Source organism: Trabulsiella guamensis ATCC 49490, from assembly GCF_000734965.1.
GTDB lineage: Bacteria > Pseudomonadota > Gammaproteobacteria > Enterobacterales > Enterobacteriaceae > Trabulsiella > Trabulsiella guamensis.
The window spans coordinates 66,885-84,973 of the sequence record NZ_JMTB01000081.1 but is presented as its reverse complement, the minus strand read 5'-3'; the positions used below and the strand labels follow the sequence as shown (position 1 = coordinate 84,973).

Sequence of the window (18,089 nt, the reverse complement as noted above, 5' to 3'; positions counted from 1 at the left end):
GTTCGTCGACAGGAAGTCACACAAAAGAAGCGAACATCAGGATGATGACGCTTCAGGGAACACACCAGGACGGTGCTACAGGGAAAGGCTTCAGGATGAAGCGAAAGGAAAACGCAGGAATGCGTTAAAGGACACCTCCAGGAGGGAGAACGAGAGCCGGTCGGGATGTTCGGTGGATCAGGAAGATCAAGGAATGCTTAAGGATGAGTATATTCACATCGGGGTGGTGTGAAGCAGGATGCACGCGTTTACGGATGAACATGGGTCAGGAGACCCCAGGAAAAGTTGTCAAGGATGAGCAGGGAGCACGTTGAGTAGCCGGATTGCTGCGAAACGAACCGGGAGCACTGTTTCGACAGTGCTCCCTTTTTTTGTTTTTCCGCCGCCAGTGGTATCCTGCGTCACCGTTTTTTTGCACCGAGGTTCTCATGACTCTTCACGACAACGTCCGTGCGCAACTGCGCGCCATTGAAACCGTGATGCGTCTGCATCAGCACTGGCAGAGCGACGCACCTGACGCCAGCGCTTTCAACAGCGATCAGCCGTTTTGCATGGACACCCTGGCACCACTGGAATGGCTGCAATGGGTGTTGATCCCGCGGATGCACCAGTTGCTCGACAATGGTCAGCCGCTGCCGCAAAATTTTGCTATCGCCCCCTATTATGAAGTGGCTCTTGACGCCAGCCATCCGCTGCGTGAGCGTGTGCTACCGGAGCTACTGGCGCTTGACGCTCTGTTTGCGGACGATAACGCCTGATGCTGGAAATCATTTATCAGGATGAATGGCTGGTGGCGGTGAACAAACCGTCCGGCTGGTTGGTACACCGCAGTTGGCTCGATCGCGATGAAAAAGTGGTGGTGATGCAGACCGTGCGCGATCAAATCGGACAGCATGTTTTTACCGCCCATCGCCTTGACCGTCCGACTTCCGGCGTGCTGTTGATGGGGCTGTCAAGTGAGGCGGGTCGCCTGCTGGCGCAACAGTTTGAGCAGCATCAGATCCAGAAGCGCTATCACGCGATCGTCCGTGGCTGGCTGACAGGTGAAGATCTACTGGATTACCCGCTGGTTGAGGAACTGGACAAAATCGCCGATAAATTTGCCCGCGACGACAAAGACCCGCAGCCTGCTGTGACCCACTACCGTGGGCTGGCGACGGTGGAAATGCCCGTCGCCACCGGCCGTTATCCGACGACGCGCTATAGCCTGGTAGAGCTGGAACCCAAAACGGGCCGTAAGCACCAGTTGCGCCGCCATCTTAAACATCTTCGTCATCCGATCATCGGCGACAGCAAACATGGCGATTTACGTCAGAACCGCAGCGCCGCTGACCATTTTGGCTGCCACCGGCTGATGCTGCATGCCAGCACGTTGTCGCTGACACATCCCTTTACCGGCGAACCGTTAACGCTGCATGCCGGTTTCGACGACGTCTGGATGCAGGCGCTGACACAATTTGATTGGCGCGGCTTTCTCCCGATAAACGAAAGGGTTGAGTTTGTGGGCGGCAGCGGTCAGGATGACGCTATCGATACAACATCAGGGAGTTGAACATGGCAGAAGTGGGTATTTTTGTCGGCACCATGTATGGAAACGCGTTGCTGGTCGCCGAAGAGGCGGAAAGCATCCTGACAGGGCTTGGGCATAAAGCGACCGTTTTTGAAGATCCCGAAATCAGTGACTGGGAAGCGTATACCGGGAAATACGCGCTAGTCGTCACCTCGACTACCGGGCAAGGCGATCTGCCAGACAGCATCGTTCCGCTGTTTGAAGGGATGAAAGACATGTACCAGCCACACATGCGTTACGGCATTATTTCGCTGGGTGACAGCACCTACGCCAACTTCTGCGGCGGCGGTAAAAAGTTCGACGAACGCCTGCAGGAGCAGGGCGCGCAGCGCATCGGCGAAATGCTGATGATCGACGCCAGCGAAGATCCTGAGCCAGAAAGCCTCTCCAACCCCTGGGTCGAGCACTGGGCAACACTGCTCAACTGACCGTTCCGTTCGCCCTTCTGTCGAAGGGCATATCTCACATTTCCTCTGATTTCCGTGAACCAGCCCCCACACGGTTGGGCATAAGCCACAAATCTCCTTAGCCAGACTTGTTAATGCTGTGTTATTGCACGGTGAGCACCCGACCTCCTGTTTTTATACTTTCTGCTGCCAGTTCATAAAGCAGCCTCTTTTCGTACGGCGCTGCAATAAAAAAACATAAACCGTCATTCTGATTACCCTACCGGTTGTGCTGTTCAGAATGGATGTAGCTCAAAGCAAAGCTATGATTCAGGAGTACAACAATGAGTTCATTAAGTCACGAGGCGAGCGCAGTCGAAAAGCGCACTAACGCCCGCTACTGGATAGTGGTGATGCTGTTTATCGTCACCTCCTTCAACTATGGTGACCGTGCCACACTATCCATTGCCGGTTCGGAGATGGCCAAAGAAATTGGTCTTGATCCGGTTGGCATGGGGTATGTTTTCTCCGCGTTTTCCTGGGCCTATGTCATCGGTCAGATCCCCGGCGGCTGGCTGCTTGACCGCTTTGGTTCGAAACGAGTTTATTTCTGGTCTATTTTCGTCTGGTCGCTCTTTACGCTTTTGCAGGGCTTCGTCGATGTATTCAGCGGCTTTGGCATTATTGTGGCGCTGTTTACCCTGCGCTTTCTCGTCGGCCTGGCGGAAGCTCCTTCTTTCCCCGGCAATAGTCGCATCGTCGCGGCCTGGTTCCCGGCGCAGGAGAGGGGAACTGCGGTGGCGATTTTTAACTCGGCGCAGTATTTCGCCACTGTCATTTTTGCACCGATCATGGGCTGGCTGACGCACGAAGTGGGCTGGTCGCATGTGTTCTTCTTTATGGGCGGGCTCGGGATCATCATCAGTTTTATCTGGCTGAAAGTGATCCACGAACCGAATCAACACCCTGGTGTAAACAAAAAAGAGCTGGAGTACATTGCTCAGGGCGGGGCGCTGATCAACATGGATCAGAAAAGCACGAAGCCGCACGTACCGATGAGCGAAAAATGGGGGCAAATCAAACAGCTGATTAGCTCACGCATGATGATCGGCGTGTACATCGGACAGTATTGTATCAACGCACTGACCTACTTCTTTATTACCTGGTTCCCGGTTTATCTGGTGCAGGCGCGTGGTATGTCGATTCTGAAAGCCGGGTTTGTCGCCTCGATCCCGGCAGTATGTGGATTCATCGGCGGCGTACTGGGTGGGATCATTTCCGACTGGCTGATGCGACGCACCGGATCGCTCAACGTCGCCCGTAAAACCCCCATTGTGCTCGGTATGCTGCTTTCCATGACGATGGTGTTCTGTAACTACGTTGATACGGAATGGATGATCATCGGTTTCATGGCGATGGCCTTCTTCGGCAAAGGCATTGGCGCCCTGGGCTGGGCGGTAATGGCTGACACGGCGCCGAAAGAGATCAGTGGTCTTTCCGGCGGGTTGTTCAATATGTTCGGCAACATTTCCGGCATCGTGACGCCGATTGCGATTGGCTACATTGTCGGGGTTTCCGGCTCCTTCAACGGTGCGCTGATTTACGTCGGGATCCACGCGCTGGTGGCGGTACTGAGCTACCTGGTGGTGGTCGGTGATATCAAACGTATTGAACTGAAACCAGTGACAGGACGTGAATGATGAACACACAATCCAGCCCCGTAATTACTGAGATGAAAGTGATCCCCGTCGCCGGTCACGACAGCATGCTTCTGAATATCGGCGGGGCGCATAATGCATATTTTACGCGCAACATCGTGGTGCTGAGTGACAACGCCGGGAATACCGGCGTGGGCGAAGCGCCTGGTGGCGAGGTGATTTACCAGACGCTGGTTGATGCCATTCCGATGGTGCTTGGTCAGGAGGTGGCTCGCCTGAACCGCGTGGTGCAGCGCGTGCACAAAGGCAACCAGGCGGCCGATTTTGATACCTTCGGCAAAGGCGCGTGGACGTTTGAACTGCGCGTCAATGCAGTCGCCGCCCTCGAAGCGGCGCTGCTGGATCTCCTCGGCAAAGCGCTCAACGTGCCGGTCTGTGAACTGCTTGGCCCGGGTAAACAGCGTGATGCGGTGACGGTTCTCGGCTATCTCTTTTACATCGGCGACCGCACGAAAACGGATCTGCCCTATCTTGACGCCACGCCGGGTTCTCACGACTGGTATCGCTTGCGTCATCAGGAAGCGATGAACAGCGATGCGGTGGTACGGCTCGCGGAAGCGGCGCAGGATCGCTATGGTTTTAAAGATTTTAAACTGAAAGGCGGGGTGTTACCTGGCGAGCAGGAAATCGACACCGTACGGGCGCTGAAAAAACGCTTCCCAGGTGCGCGGATCACTGTCGATCCAAACGGCGCCTGGTTGCTTGAGGAAGCTATTGCACTGTGCAAAGGGTTGCAGGATGTGCTGACCTACGCCGAAGATCCCTGTGGCGCTGAGCAGGGCTTCTCGGGTCGCGAAGTGATGGCGGAATTCCGCCGTGCGACGGGGCTACCGGTCGCCACCAACATGATCGCCACCAACTGGCGTGAAATGGGTCACGCAGTGATGCTCAATGCGGTCGACATCCCGCTCGCAGATCCGCATTTCTGGACGTTGTCCGGTGCCGTTCGCGTCGCTCAACTGTGTGACGACTGGGGGCTGACCTGGGGCTGTCACTCCAACAACCATTTCGATATTTCGCTGGCGATGTTTACCCATGTCGGTGCCGCAGCGCCAGGGTCGCCAACCGCCATTGATACACACTGGATCTGGCAGGAAGGGGATGCCCGCCTGACGAAAAATCCGCTGCAAATAAAAGACGGCAAGATTGCTGTTCCCGATGCGCCAGGGCTTGGCATTGAGCTGGACTGGGATCAGGTGCACAAGGCTCACGAAGCCTACAAACGACTGCCGGGCGGTGCGCGTAATGACGCAGGTCCGATGCAATACCTGATCCCTGGCTGGACTTTTGATCGTAAACGCCCGGTTTTTGGCCGTAGTTAATAAAAGGACTGATTCATGACAACGCTACATTCCACCCCCGTTGTGACAACCATGCAGGTGATCCCGGTTGCCGGTTTTGACAGCATGCTGATGAACCTGAGCGGCGCGCATGCGCCGTTTTTCACCCGTAACCTTGTGATCATTAAAGATAATTCGGGCCATACCGGCGTGGGGGAAATTCCGGGTGGTGAGAAGATCCGCCAGACGCTGGAGGACGCCGTACCGCTGGTGGTGGGCAAAACGCTCGGCGACTATAAAAATGTCCTCACCGCTGTGCGTAATACCTTCGCAGATCGTGATGCGGGTGGGCGCGGATTGCAAACCTTTGATTTACGGACCACTATTCATGTCGTGACCGGTATCGAAGCGGCACTGCTTGATCTGCTCGGTCAACATCTGGGCGTGAATGTCGCTTCCCTGCTGGGCGATGGTCAGCAGCGCAGCGAAGTGGAAATGCTCGGCTATCTGTTCTTTGTCGGCAACCGGAAGCAAACACCGCTGGCATACCAGAGTCAGCCAGATGACGCCTGCGACTGGTACCGTCTGCGTCATGACGAAGCAATGACCCCGCAGGCCGTGGTGCGTCTGGCGGAAGCCGCGTATGAAAAATATGGCTTCAACGATTTCAAACTGAAAGGCGGCGTGCTGGCGGGCGAAGAAGAAGCTGAAGCCATCACTGCGCTGGCTTCGCGTTTCCCGCAGGCGCGCGTGACGCTTGATCCGAACGGTGCCTGGCTGCTGGATGAAGCGATTAAAATAGGTAAACAGCTTAAAGGTGTGCTGGCGTATGCCGAAGATCCTTGCGGTGCTGAACAGGGGTTCTCAGGTCGCGAAGTGATGGCGGAATTTCGTCGCGCGACGGGGCTCCCGACGGCGACCAATATGATTGCCACCGACTGGCGTCAGATGGGCCATACTTTGTCATTACAATCGGTTGATATTCCGCTGGCGGACCCGCATTTCTGGACGATGCAGGGGTCGGTACGCGTCGCGCAGATGTGTCATGATTTTGGTCTGACGTGGGGCTCTCACTCTAACAACCACTTTGACATCTCGCTGGCGATGTTCACCCATGTTGCCGCCGCGGCACCGGGGCAGATCACCGCTATTGATACGCACTGGATCTGGCAGGAAGGCAACCAGCGTCTCACGAAGCAGCCGTTTGAAATCAAAGGCGGCATGGTACAGGTACCGACAACCCCTGGCCTTGGTGTCGAGCTGGATATGGATCGCGTTATGCAGGCGAACGAGCTGTACAAAAAACACGGTCTCGGCGCGCGCGATGACGCGATGGGAATGCAGTATCTGATCCCGAACTGGAAGTTTGATAATAAACGCCCCTGCATGGTGCGTTAATCAGTATTAGCCGCCCCGGGTGGGGCGGCAGTATGCCGTACAGACCCGTAAGGACAGCCTATGAAGATAGTTATCGCACCGGATTCATACAAGGAAAGCCTGAGCGCGCTGGAAGTCGCCACTGCGATTGAACAGGGGTTCAGGGAAATCTATCCGGAAGCGGAATACGTCAAACTGCCGATGGCAGATGGCGGGGAAGGTACGGTGGAGGTGATGATTGCCGCGACGCAAGGACGGCGGGTCAATGTCGATGTGACGGGGCCGCTTGGCGAAACGGTGCATGGGTTTTACGGCATTTCCGGCGACGGTGAGTGCGCGTTTATTGAAATGGCCGCCGCAAGTGGTCTCGAACAAGTGCCAGTCGCCCGACGCGATCCGCTGAAAACGACGTCGTGGGGTACCGGCGAATTAATCCGCCATGCGCTGAATGCGGGCGTCAGACAGATAATCATCGGCATCGGCGGTAGCGCGACCAACGATGGCGGCGCTGGCATGATGCAGGCGCTGGGCGCACAGTTGCTGACTGCTGACGGGCAGCAAATCGCCCACGGCGGCGGAGCGTTGGATAAGCTCGATCGCATTGACATCCGCCATCTCGACCCGCGTCTGGCAAGCTGTCAGATTGATGTCGCCTGCGATGTCACCAATCCTCTCACCGGCCCGGAAGGCGCCACCGCGGTGTTCGGCCCGCAAAAAGGGGCGACGGAGGCGATGGTTGTGCAACTGGATCAGGCGCTGGAGCGTTATGCCCGGATCATTGCCCGCGATCTGGACATCGACGTGCTGAATCTGGAAGGCGGTGGCGCGGCAGGCGGGATGGGGGCTGCGCTGTATGCGTTTTGTAGCGCGCGTTTACGTCAGGGGATTGAGATCGTCACGGATGCGCTGAAACTTGATGAGCAGGTCGCCGACGCGGATCTGGTAATCACTGGCGAAGGGCGCATCGACAGCCAGACGGTCCACGGTAAAGTGCCGGTGGGCGTCGCCAGAATTGCGAAGCGGCATAACGTGCCGGTGATTGGGATTGCGGGCAGTCTGACCGCTGATGTTGGCGTTGTGCACCAGCACGGCATCGATGCGGTGTTCAGCGTCATCTACACCATTTGTACGCTGGAAGAGGCGCTGACGCATGCGGGCGACAATGTGCGCATGGCGGCGCGAAACATTGCTGCGGTGCTGAATATTGGCGCATCTCCGCGATTCTGAACGCTAAAAACATCGGCCCGGCGAGTGCCTGGCCGATGCGTTTTAACCCAGCATCTTTCGCGCTTCGCGGGTCACGTTATCCATCTCATCAAGCAGTTCCAGAAACTCAGGTTCGAGTTCCTCCGCCGATGTTCCGCTACGCAGTTGACCTTCAATCAGATGGCACAGATTTTTTAGCCGCGGCACTCCGCTGTAGCCGCAACTACCGTGCAGCTTATGGACAGCATCGATCAACCCTTCCGGGTTTTCACCCACCAGTTGTTCTTCCACTTTGTTGCGGATCTCCGGCAGGAAGGCGATGAGCATCTGTAGCATCTCGCGCGCCAGATCGGTTTTCCCCGCCGCCTGACGCAGCGCCAGTTGCCAGTCGAGAGTGACGTTGAGGTTGACCGGCGGTTCCGGCAGCTCCGGTGGCGTAGCGGTTACCGGCGTCGCCAGGCCCGGCTTGTAGCGCAGCAGCAGGCTTCGCAGCTTACTTTCTTCGATAGGCTTCGCCAGGTAATCGTTCATCCCGGCGCTGAGCAATTTCTCTTTTTGCCCGGCCATGGCGTGTGCCGTCACTGCAATCACTGGTGTCAGTTGTTGATGCGGCAACTGGCGGATCAGCTCACAGGCGCGGATGCCATCCATTTCAGGCATCTGAATATCCATCAGAATGAGATCGAGCTGCAGTTGTTTGGCGCGATCGATAGCCTGTTGCCCGTTCTCGCAAAGCTCCACCTGCTGCACCTGATCTTCCAGCAGCGCGCCAATCAGTTTCAGGTTGGCCGGGTTATCATCCACCGCCATTACCGTCATTGGCAGTTTGCTGTCGTCGACCAGGTGCGGCACTGCTGGTTGATTCAACCGGCAGTATTCAGTTAATGCCGGGAGCAGGCGCGTCGCGGTCAGCGGTTTCAGCAGACAGGCTGCCGCACCGTTGCGTTTGAGCGCTTCCGCATTGACCTGAATATGACACGGCAGCGCCAGCAACAGGTAATCCGTCATCGCACAGGCCTGTTCCAGTCTCTCCTTATGCAGGTTCAGCTCCCGCATCGACACCGGGATAGCCACCAGCAGGATATCGTAATGATCCTGTGGCAGGGCGGAGAAGGACGGGCTGTACACCACTTCCAGCGGCGTGGTCGACAGCAGATCCAGCGTACATTGCGCGGCAGCCGCGTTAGCCTCAACGTAGGCAAGGCGTTTACCGGCCAGACTGTCCATCACCGGGGTATCGGAAATCACGTTCGGGTTGAGATCGAGATTAATATGGAACCAGAAGGTCGAGCCGCGATTCGGCTGGCTGTGGAAGGAGATATCCCCGCCCATCTCTTTGACCAGTTTTTGCATGATGACCAGCCCAAGTCCGGTGCCGCCGTGGCGGCGCGAAATGCTGGCGTCCGCCTGACGAAACGCCTGAAACAGACGCGACTGGTCGCGCTCCGGAATACCGATACCGGTATCGCGGATCTGCACTTCAATCTGTACTTTGGTATTGCTGATGGCGCGTTTCTCCACCAGCACATCAATGTTGCCGCTCTCGGTAAACTTAATGGCGTTACCCACCAGGTTGGTGATCACCTGTTGCAGACGCAGCGGATCGCCAATCACGTTATCCGGCACGTCGCTTTTGATATTCAGCGTCAGCTCAAGACTCTTGTCGTGAGCTGAATGCGCCAGCAGTGTGACGACTTCATCCAGCGTACTGCGCAACGGGAACGGAATACTTTCGAGAAGCAGTTTCCCGGCCTCCAGTTTCGAGAAGTCGAGCACGTCGTTAATAATCGCCAGCAAATTGTTGGCCGATCGTTCGATGGTATTCAGGTGATCGCGCTGGGTAGTGGTCAGATCGGTTTTCAGCGTCAGTCGGGTAAAGCCGATCACGCCGTTGAGCGGCGTGCGCAGTTCGTGCGACATATTCGCCAGGAACTCGGATTTAATTCGCGCCGCTTCCTGGGCGCGCTTTTTCGCCAGATCCAGTTCAACGTTCTGGATCTCCATCTGCTCCAGTGTTTCGCGTAGATCAGACGTCGCCTGATCGACGTTATGCTGCATCTCTTCATGGTAGGCGGCGAGCGACATCGCCATCGAGTTAATGCCGTTTTTCAGCATATCCAGCTCGCCGAGCATAAAGCCCTCCACGCGGCTGTCGAGCTGCCCGCGGCGGATGCGGTCGACGGTATTCACCATGTTGCGAATCGGGCCGGTCACGTCGCGCATCAGCCGCCAGCCGAAAATGAGCGCAATGCCGATACAGAACAGCATCATTACGCTGGAGATAAAAATCTCTTTGTACTGCTGCAGGCGCACCGATTTGAGATCCAGCTCCAGTGCGACATAGCCGAGCATATTTAGCGGCGGCTTAGCCTCAGCGCCGGGGGATTCATCAGGGGAATAGCTTTCCGACACTATCGGTGTTCGCAGGATCATGATATCGCCGCGTCGTGAGACACTAAGGCTGCGGGGAAGCGGTACTCCTTTCGGTAGCCGCAGCTCGCTGGGATCGAGCTGATAATTTGAGGTGACAAACAAGCGGTTCTGTTCATCGTAGACCGAAATGGCCCGGACAATATCCGAATGGCGGCGGTGCAGAACGCTGATGAGCTGACCAATGGATTCACGGTTTTGCAGATTCATGCCGTATTCGCTGGAGACCGCAAGCGGTTCAATAATACTGGCTCCGGCGTCTTCCAGTTGACGCTGTAGATCGTTATAGCGGTGAACGACAAAGAAAATACTGAGCAGCAAGCCAATCAGTACGGTCGGCGCCAGGATCAGAATCATCATGCGAGCACGCAGGCTGTAGTTGGTCATGGAGTTCCGTTATGGGAGAATGAGAGTCAATATGTTCGTATGAGACAATCTCTACAATGGCGCAATTCTACTCTGCAAAACGACGCGTGACGACGCGTGAGATCATAACCGTGACAGTCAATGACCTCGATCCCTTTGGTCAGGGCGTTGCCCGACATAACGGAAAAGCGCTATTTGTGAATGGCTTACTGCCGCAGGAGAGCGCGGACATCACGCTCACCGAGGATAAGAAACAGTATGCCCGCGGTCAGGTCAAACGTCGACTCAATGATAGCCCGGAACGTGAAACCCCGCGCTGCCCGTACTTTGGCGTCTGCGGCGGCTGTCAGCAGCAACACGCGTCCGTCGCCCTGCAACAGCTAAGCAAACGCAACGCACTCCAGCGGATGATGAAACATGACGTGGACGAGGTTATCGCCGGCACGCCCTGGGGCTATCGTCGTCGTGCGCGTCTGAGCTTGAATTATCAACCGAAGGCCCAACAATTACAGATGGGTTTTCGCAAGGCGAATGCCAGCGAGATCGTTGATGTCCGGCAATGCCCCGTTCTGGTGCCCCGTCTTGAGGCACTGCTCCCGGCGTTGCACGATTGTCTGAGCAGCCTGAAATCGGCGCGCCAGTTGGGGCACGTTGAGCTGGTGCTGGCGGATAACGGCCCGCTGATGGTATTGCGCTATACGGCCGCGTTACCAGCAGCAGATAAAGAAAAACTGGAATGCTTTTCGCATACGCATGACGTTGCGCTGTATCTGGCACCGCAGAGTGAGACACTGGAGCGAATCAGCGGTGATGTGCCCTGGTATACCTCAAACGGTCTACGCTTAACGTTCAGCCCGCGCGACTTTATTCAGGTGAACGATGACGTCAACCAGAAAATGGTGGCGACAGCGCTGGCCTGGCTGGAGGTGCAGCCAGAGGATCGTGTGCTTGACCTGTTTTGCGGCATGGGTAATTTTACGCTGCCTCTGGCGCAACATGCGGCAGAGGTCATCGGTGTGGAAGGGGTTCCCGCGCTGGTGGAAAAAGGGCGGGAAAACGCCGCATTAAATCATTTACAGAATGTGACCTTCTTTCATGAAAATCTGGAGGAAGATGTCACTCGCCAGGCGTGGGCAAAACATGGCGTTGATAAAGTGCTGCTCGACCCGGCCCGCGCTGGTGCACCCGGCGTAATGGCGCATATTATCAAACTTGCGCCGACACGCGTGGTCTATGTTTCATGTAATCCTGCGACGCTTGCGCGGGATAGCGATGCTTTGTTACAGGCTGGCTATCAAATTAAACGCTCGGCAATGCTCGACATGTTCCCGCACACCGGGCACCTGGAATCCATGGTGCTATTTGTGCGTGGATAACTGACAGACAGTTGACGGCTTGTCGACTCCGGCAGGCCCGGTCCCAAAAGGAGAGGACAATGGTTGCGGTACGAAGTGCACATTTAAATAAGGCTGGAGAATTTGATCCGCAGAAGTGGATCGCAAGTCTGGGAATTACCAGCCAGCAGTCATGTGAGCGCTTAGCCGAGACATGGACATATTGTCGTGAGCACACCGAGGGACATACGGATGCCGATTTACTGCTGTGGCGTGGCGTTGAAATGGCGGAAATTCTCTCCACGCTGAGTATGGATATCGATACGCTGCGCGCGGCGCTGCTCTTCCCGCTGGTCGACAGCGGTGTGGTCAGTGAAGAGGTGCTGACCGAGAGCGTTGGAAAATCGGTGGTGGATCTGATTCACGGCGTCCGTGATATGGCCGCTATCCGCCAGCTAAAAGCCACGCATACGGATGCCGTCTCCTCTGAGCAGGTGGATAACGTGCGCCGGATGCTGCTGGCGATGGTGGATGATTTCCGTTGTGTGGTTATAAAAATTGCCGAGCGTATCGCCCATCTGCGGGAAGTGAAGGACGCGCCGGAAGATGAGCGCGTGCTGGCGGCGAAAGAGTGTACCAACATCTATGCGCCGCTGGCGAACCGTCTGGGTATCGGCCAGTTGAAGTGGGAACTGGAAGATTACTGTTTCCGCTATCTCCATCCGGCGGAATACAAACGCATCGCCAGGCTGCTGCATGAACGCCGTATAGACAGGGAACACTACATCGATGAATTCGTCGGCCAGTTGCGCTCCTCTATCAAAGAAGAGGGCGTTAAGGCCGAGGTATACGGGCGTCCGAAGCATATCTACAGCATCTGGCGCAAAATGCAGAAAAAGCATCTCGCATTCGACGAGCTGTTTGACGTACGCGCGGTGCGTATCGTCGCGGAACGTTTGCAGGATTGTTACGCCGCGCTAGGGATAGTGCACACTCACTTCCGCCATCTTCCTGATGAATTTGACGACTACGTCGCTAACCCGAAGCCAAACGGCTATCAGTCCATTCATACTGTGGTGCTTGGCCCCGGCGGTAAAACCGTCGAGATTCAGATCCGTACGAAGCAGATGCATGAAGACGCTGAACTCGGTGTAGCGGCGCACTGGAAATATAAAGAGGGGACAGCCGCTGGCGCGCGGACAGGTCATGAGGATCGTATTGCGTGGCTGCGTAAACTGATCGCCTGGCAGGAAGAGATGGCTGATTCCGGCGAAATGCTGGATGAAGTTCGCAGCCAGGTCTTCGACGATCGGGTTTACGTCTTTACGCCAAAAGGCGACGTGGTGGATCTCCCGGCGGGTTCTACGCCACTCGATTTTGCCTACCATATCCACAGCGATGTGGGGCACCGCTGCATCGGGGCGAAAATTGGTGGACGCATCGTGCCGTTTACCTATCAGTTGCAAATGGGTGATCAGATCGAAATCATCACCCAGAAGCAACCGAACCCAAGCCGTGACTGGCTAAACCCGAACCTGGGCTATGTCACGACCAGCCGCGGACGCTCGAAAATTCATGCCTGGTTCCGCAAACAGGATCGCGATAAAAACATTCTTGCTGGCCGTCAAATTCTCGATGAAGAGCTGGAACGGCTGGGCATCAGCCTGAAAGAAGCGGAAAAACATCTGCTGCCGCGCTACAACTTCAACGAGGTTGACGAACTGCTGGCAGCCATCGGCGGCGGCGATATTCGTCTCAATCAGATGGTCAACTTCCTGCAGTCGCAATTCAACAAACCGAGTGCGGCGGAAGAGGATGCTGCCGCGCTGAAACAGCTTCAGCAGAAAACGTACACCCCGCAGGCCCGAAGTAAAGATAACGGGCGAGTGGTGGTCGAAGGCGTTGGTAATCTGATGCACCATATCGCCCGTTGCTGCCAGCCAATTCCCGGCGACGAGATTGTCGGCTTTATTACTCAGGGCCGGGGGATTTCTGTGCACCGTGCGGACTGCGACCAACTGGCGGAGCTGCAATCTCACGCGCCGGAGCGCATCGTCGACGCGGTATGGGGAGAGAGTTACTCTGCCGGGTATTCGCTGGTGGTTCGGGTAGTCGCTAACGACCGCAGTGGCCTGTTGCGCGATATCACCACTATTCTTGCCAACGAAAAGGTCAACGTGCTTGGCGTTGCCAGCCGCAGCGACACTAAACAGCAACTGGCGACCATCGACATGACCATCGAAATCTACAACCTGCAGGTGCTGGGCCGCGTGCTCGGTAAACTGAATCAGGTATCAGATGTGATCGATGCGCGCCGTTTGCACGGCGGGTGATATTTAAAAAGGGAACTCAGGTAACTTTTTACCAGAGTTCCTTTTTATTTCTTGCTCCAGAATAGATATATTTAAAATTTCTTTCATAAAGAGTATAACAATCCGATATGTTCATTTGGTGTGTCTTTTTATTATTGCCGAATGTAATGCTTGTCGCATAATTATTACTTCTATGAATAGGCGGTTCATGATGTGGGATGTTATGAAAGAAAATTTTGAACAAGCAAAAAAAGAGTATCTACGTGCCTCGTTGGAATTATGGGGGAGTGATCCATTTCTCTTTGAACAAGCAAAGATGATGATAAAAGTCAGAGAGGTTATTCGGTCTGTCGAAGAGGATATTCAACGAAATTGTTTTTCATTGACTGGTGGGGTTGATGTCTTGAAATATAAAGCTCAAGTTTTGCGTTACCAAAAAAGAATGGTCGTTAATAACAAAATATATTCAAGGCATCTTGCTGAGCTGGCATACAAAGAGGAAAGGAAGAAAGAACTTCAGACGCTATTTACAAAAATAGTCGGGTTTCTGGCCGGTTTTGGTCAGACAGCCACGGGAACAGGCATTTGTATTATCTCTGAAGGCATGGGAGCCGCAACAGGAACAGCAATGATTATCCAGGGTATCAATAATATCTATGAAAATGGTTATTATCTGGTTGCTTATGAAGAGGCGTCAGGCCCGTTAAGAGAAGCATACCGATATTCTTTTAATAAAATGGGATTAGACCCTTATGCGGATGCAGCCTATGGGGTAGCCGATCTTGTTTTTTCCGGGTATGGGCTGGCAAGGCATATACCCACACCCAGAGAAAAATCATGGAGTCTCTTTGGTATAAAATCACATCAGACTGATTACATACGAGGTATACAAGAAATGAGTAAACCAGCTTTATTACTCGAGGTGGTCAGCGATGTCACCACAGTAATATCTGTGTTGCCTGCTATTCAGGTCGATAAATAAGGTTGTCCCATGATTGATAACCTTTTGTTTCCACAAAATAACTGGTTGCCAGTTTTCTTGTTTTTTTTGTGCTCAATTTTAATTCTTTTGGGTTTATATCATGTTCGGCGCATTGTTTTTTTTCTTAATAACAACGTTTTCAGAGTGTTATTTATTTTGTTGATTATTATGTTGTCGGTAATGCAAATCACTGTGGTTTTTTATGATGTGACGGGTTACCATTGGTATGGTATAGAATTCATTAGATCCATGGGGTTAGCTCGCTATATTTCAGTGCAATATGGAGTGCTTATATTTGTCATTCTGCAAAGTTTATTAGTCTGGCGCTTATGAGCCCGAGGGTTAGCAGACTCTTCCCCGTGCTGTCAAACATTGTCAGGAGATATTACAAATGACCTCCCAGGGTAAAAATATAGACCGCCTGCTCGACATTATGCAGCGCCTGCGTGACCCGGAAAACGGCTGTCCGTGGGACCGGGAGCAGACGTTTTCTACGATCGCGCCATACACTCTCGAAGAAACATATGAAGTGCTGGACGCTATCAACCGGGAAGATTTTGACGATCTGCGTGGTGAACTGGGCGATCTGCTGTTCCAGGTCGTGTTTTACGCGCAGATGGCCCAGGAAGAAGGGCGCTTTGATTTTAACGACATCTGCGCTGCCATCAGCGACAAGCTGGAGCGTCGTCACCCGCATATTTTTGGTGACGCGACGGCCGGTAACAGTACGGAAGTACTGGCCCGTTGGGAGCAGATCAAAAGCGCGGAGCGTGCCGAAAAAGCCCAGCACTCGGCGCTGGACGATATTCCCCACAGTCTGCCTGCGCTAATGCGTGCGCAGAAAATTCAGCGCCGCTGCTCGGCGGTGGGGTTTGACTGGACCACGCTTGGTCCGGTGCTGGATAAAGTGCATGAAGAGATTGACGAAGTGATGTATGAAGCGCAGCAGGCCGTCATTGATGAGGCAAAACTGGAAGAAGAAGTGGGCGATCTGTTGTTCGCCACAGTGAATCTTTCCCGTCATCTTGGAGTAAAAGCTGAAGTGGCGCTGCAAAAAGCGAACCTGAAATTTGAGCGTCGTTTCCGAGAAGTGGAAAGGATTGTTGCAGAGCGTGGCCTGGAAATGACCGGGGTAGATCTCGATATCATGGAAGCCGTCTGGCAGCAGGTAAAACAACAGGAAACTGATCTCTAACGATTTTTCATGGTCAAGCGCAATTTGTGTGATTTTTAAAATAACAAGCGCTTGATTTACGTCAAAAACATTTCGCCGAAAGCGGCTATTTTCTCCCTCCCCGTATCGTGTGAACCTGAGGAAAAGGAGGGATAATGAATGTTTGTGGCGCCTGCCATGTTCGGGTATACTACTTTCCCGTCCTGGTTATTCCATCGTCTTTTAAACCTAACTTCTCAGGTTCAGCATGACAACGAACTATATTTTTGTGACCGGCGGGGTAGTTTCCTCTCTGGGTAAAGGCATTGCCGCAGCCTCCCTCGCAGCCATTCTCGAAGCCCGTGGCCTCAACGTGACCATCATGAAACTCGATCCGTACATCAACGTCGATCCGGGTACCATGAGCCCAATTCAGCACGGGGAAGTGTTCGTTACTGAAGACGGCGCTGAAACCGACCTGGACCTGGGTCACTATGAGCGTTTCATCCGTACCAAAATGACGCGCCGCAACAACTTCACCACGGGTCGTATTTACTCTGACGTCCTGCGCAAAGAGCGCCGTGGCGATTATCTGGGTGCAACCGTTCAGGTTATTCCACACATCACTAATGCCATTAAAGAGCGCATCCTTGCTGGTGGCGAAGGCCATGATGTTGTGCTGGTGGAGATCGGCGGTACGGTGGGTGATATCGAATCATTACCATTCCTTGAAGCGATTCGGCAGATGGCGGTTGAAGTGGGCCGCGAACATACCCTGTATATGCACCTGACGCTGGTGCCGTACATGGCCGCTGCGGGTGAAGTCAAAACCAAACCGACGCAACACTCTGTCAAAGAACTGCTCTCTATCGGTATTCAGCCGGATATTCTGATCTGCCGTTCTGATCGCGCTGTTCCTGCTAACGAACGCGCCAAGATTGCTTTGTTCTGCAACGTACCGGAAAAAGCCGTTATTTCTCTGAAAGACGTCGATTCTATTTATAAAATCCCGGGCCTGTTGAAATCACAGGGTCTTGACGATTATATTTGTAAACGATTCAGCTTGAGCTGTCCGGAAGCAAACCTGGCCGAATGGGAGCAGGTTATCTATGAAGAAGCCAATCCGGCAGGCGAAGTCACTATTGGTATGGTCGGCAAATATATTGAACTGCCGGACGCCTACAAATCGGTGATTGAAGCGCTGAAACATGGTGGCCTGAAGAACCGTCTGACCGTCAACATCAAACTTATTGATTCGCAGGATGTAGAAACCCGCGGTGTCGATATTCTGAAAGGTCTGGACGCGATTCTGATCCCGGGTGGCTTTGGCTACCGTGGTGTAGAAGGCAAAGTAGCCACTGCACGCTATGCGCGTGAAAACAATATTCCTTATCTGGGCATTTGTCTGGGTATGCAGGTTGCGCTGATGGAATTTGCGCGCAACGTAGCAGGTATGGAAAACGCCAACTCAACGGAATTTGTGCCAGACTGTAAGTACCCGGTGGTGGCGCTCATTACCGAGTGGCGTGACGAAGACGGTAACGTGGAAGTGCGTACCGAGAAAAGCGACCTCGGCGGCACTATGCGCCTTGGCGCGCAGGCTTGCCAGCTGGTTGATGACAGCCTGGTTCGTAAGCTGTACGGCGCACCAGTCATCACCGAACGCCATCGTCATCGTTACGAAGTTAACAACATGCTGCTGAAACAAATCGAAGCTGCGGGCCTGCGTGTTGCGGGCCGTTCCGGGGATGATCAGTTGGTCGAGATCATCGAAGTGCCGAACCATCCATGGTTCGTGGCTTGTCAGTTCCACCCGGAGTTTACTTCTACGCCGCGTGATGGGCACCCGCTATTTGCTGGCTTTGTGAAAGCCGCTGGCGAGTACCAGAAGCGTCAGGAGAAGTAAGAAAAGTTAGAACAGCAGTGCACCCTCCGGGGTGCATTGTTTGTCTGGAGTTTTAGTTTAACTTGTACT

Annotated in this window: 13 protein-coding genes; 12 read left to right on the top strand and 1 reads right to left on the bottom strand. The window is 54.2% G+C overall.

Annotated elements, in window-relative coordinates; translation table 11 throughout:
• Nucleotides 1-428 precede the first annotated feature (428 nt).
• The 7 genes from GTGU_RS12805 to GTGU_RS12775 all read left to right on the top strand — a co-directional run bounded on the left by GTGU_RS12805 (nt 429) and on the right by GTGU_RS12775 (nt 7,558).
• Nucleotides 429-758, top strand: a complete 330-nt coding sequence (locus GTGU_RS12805; RefSeq protein ID WP_038157653.1) for a YqcC family protein — start codon at nt 429-431, stop codon at nt 756-758.
• Nucleotides 758-1,552, top strand: coding sequence for a tRNA pseudouridine(65) synthase TruC (gene truC, locus GTGU_RS12800; protein ID WP_038157651.1), 795 nt, complete (start codon nt 758-760; stop codon nt 1,550-1,552). Before GTGU_RS12805 ends, truC begins: the two co-directional genes overlap by 1 nt.
• A 2-nt stretch (nt 1,553-1,554) precedes the next feature.
• Nucleotides 1,555-1,998 carry a flavodoxin gene (locus GTGU_RS12795; protein ID WP_038157648.1) on the top strand — a complete coding sequence of 148 codons (444 nt, stop codon included), beginning with the start codon at nt 1,555-1,557 and terminating at the stop codon, nt 1,996-1,998.
• Between the two features lie 302 nt (nt 1,999-2,300).
• A complete protein-coding gene (locus tag GTGU_RS12790) occupies nt 2,301-3,656 on the top strand; it encodes an MFS transporter (protein WP_038157645.1) in 1,356 nt (451 codons plus the stop codon).
• Nucleotides 3,656-4,996 carry an enolase C-terminal domain-like protein gene (locus GTGU_RS12785; protein ID WP_038157643.1) on the top strand — a complete coding sequence of 447 codons (1,341 nt, stop codon included), beginning with the start codon at nt 3,656-3,658 and terminating at the stop codon, nt 4,994-4,996. Before GTGU_RS12790 ends, GTGU_RS12785 begins: the two co-directional genes overlap by 1 nt.
• A 15-nt stretch (nt 4,997-5,011) precedes the next feature.
• Entirely contained in the window at nt 5,012-6,352 is a 1,341-nt protein-coding gene (gene gudD / locus GTGU_RS12780; protein WP_038157640.1) for a glucarate dehydratase, read from the top strand.
• 60 nt (nt 6,353-6,412) lie between these two features.
• Nucleotides 6,413-7,558 (top strand): glycerate kinase, encoded by a 1,146-nt coding sequence (locus GTGU_RS12775; protein WP_038157637.1) that lies wholly within the window; start codon nt 6,413-6,415, stop codon nt 7,556-7,558.
• Between the two features lie 42 nt (nt 7,559-7,600).
• Here the strand turns inward: GTGU_RS12775 and barA are convergent, their stop codons facing one another.
• Nucleotides 7,601-10,354, bottom strand: coding sequence for a two-component sensor histidine kinase BarA (gene barA, locus GTGU_RS12770; protein ID WP_038157634.1), 2,754 nt, complete (start codon nt 10,352-10,354; stop codon nt 7,601-7,603).
• Between the two features lie 56 nt (nt 10,355-10,410).
• Between barA and rlmD the strand changes: the two genes are divergently transcribed.
• The 5 genes from rlmD to pyrG all read left to right on the top strand — a co-directional run bounded on the left by rlmD (nt 10,411) and on the right by pyrG (nt 18,020).
• Nucleotides 10,411-11,709 (top strand): 23S rRNA (uracil(1939)-C(5))-methyltransferase RlmD, encoded by a 1,299-nt coding sequence (rlmD, locus tag GTGU_RS12765; protein ID WP_038157632.1) that lies wholly within the window; start codon nt 10,411-10,413, stop codon nt 11,707-11,709.
• A 59-nt stretch (nt 11,710-11,768) separates the two neighbouring features.
• Nucleotides 11,769-14,000, top strand: a complete 2,232-nt coding sequence (relA, locus tag GTGU_RS12760) for a GTP diphosphokinase (RefSeq protein WP_038157629.1) — start codon at nt 11,769-11,771, stop codon at nt 13,998-14,000.
• Nucleotides 14,001-14,202: 202 nt separating this feature from the next.
• Entirely contained in the window at nt 14,203-14,961 is a 759-nt protein-coding gene (locus GTGU_RS23980) for a DUF4225 domain-containing protein (RefSeq protein WP_169741179.1), read from the top strand.
• Nucleotides 14,962-15,352: 391 nt separating this feature from the next.
• Entirely contained in the window at nt 15,353-16,156 is an 804-nt protein-coding gene (gene mazG / locus GTGU_RS12745) for a nucleoside triphosphate pyrophosphohydrolase (RefSeq protein ID WP_038157627.1), read from the top strand.
• 226 nt (nt 16,157-16,382) lie between these two features.
• The gene (gene pyrG / locus GTGU_RS12740) at nt 16,383-18,020 is read left to right on the top strand and encodes a glutamine hydrolyzing CTP synthase (protein WP_038157625.1); all 1,638 of its coding nucleotides are present in this window, start codon (nt 16,383-16,385) and stop codon (nt 18,018-18,020) included.
• The last annotated feature ends 69 nt before the right edge of the window (nt 18,021-18,089 follow it).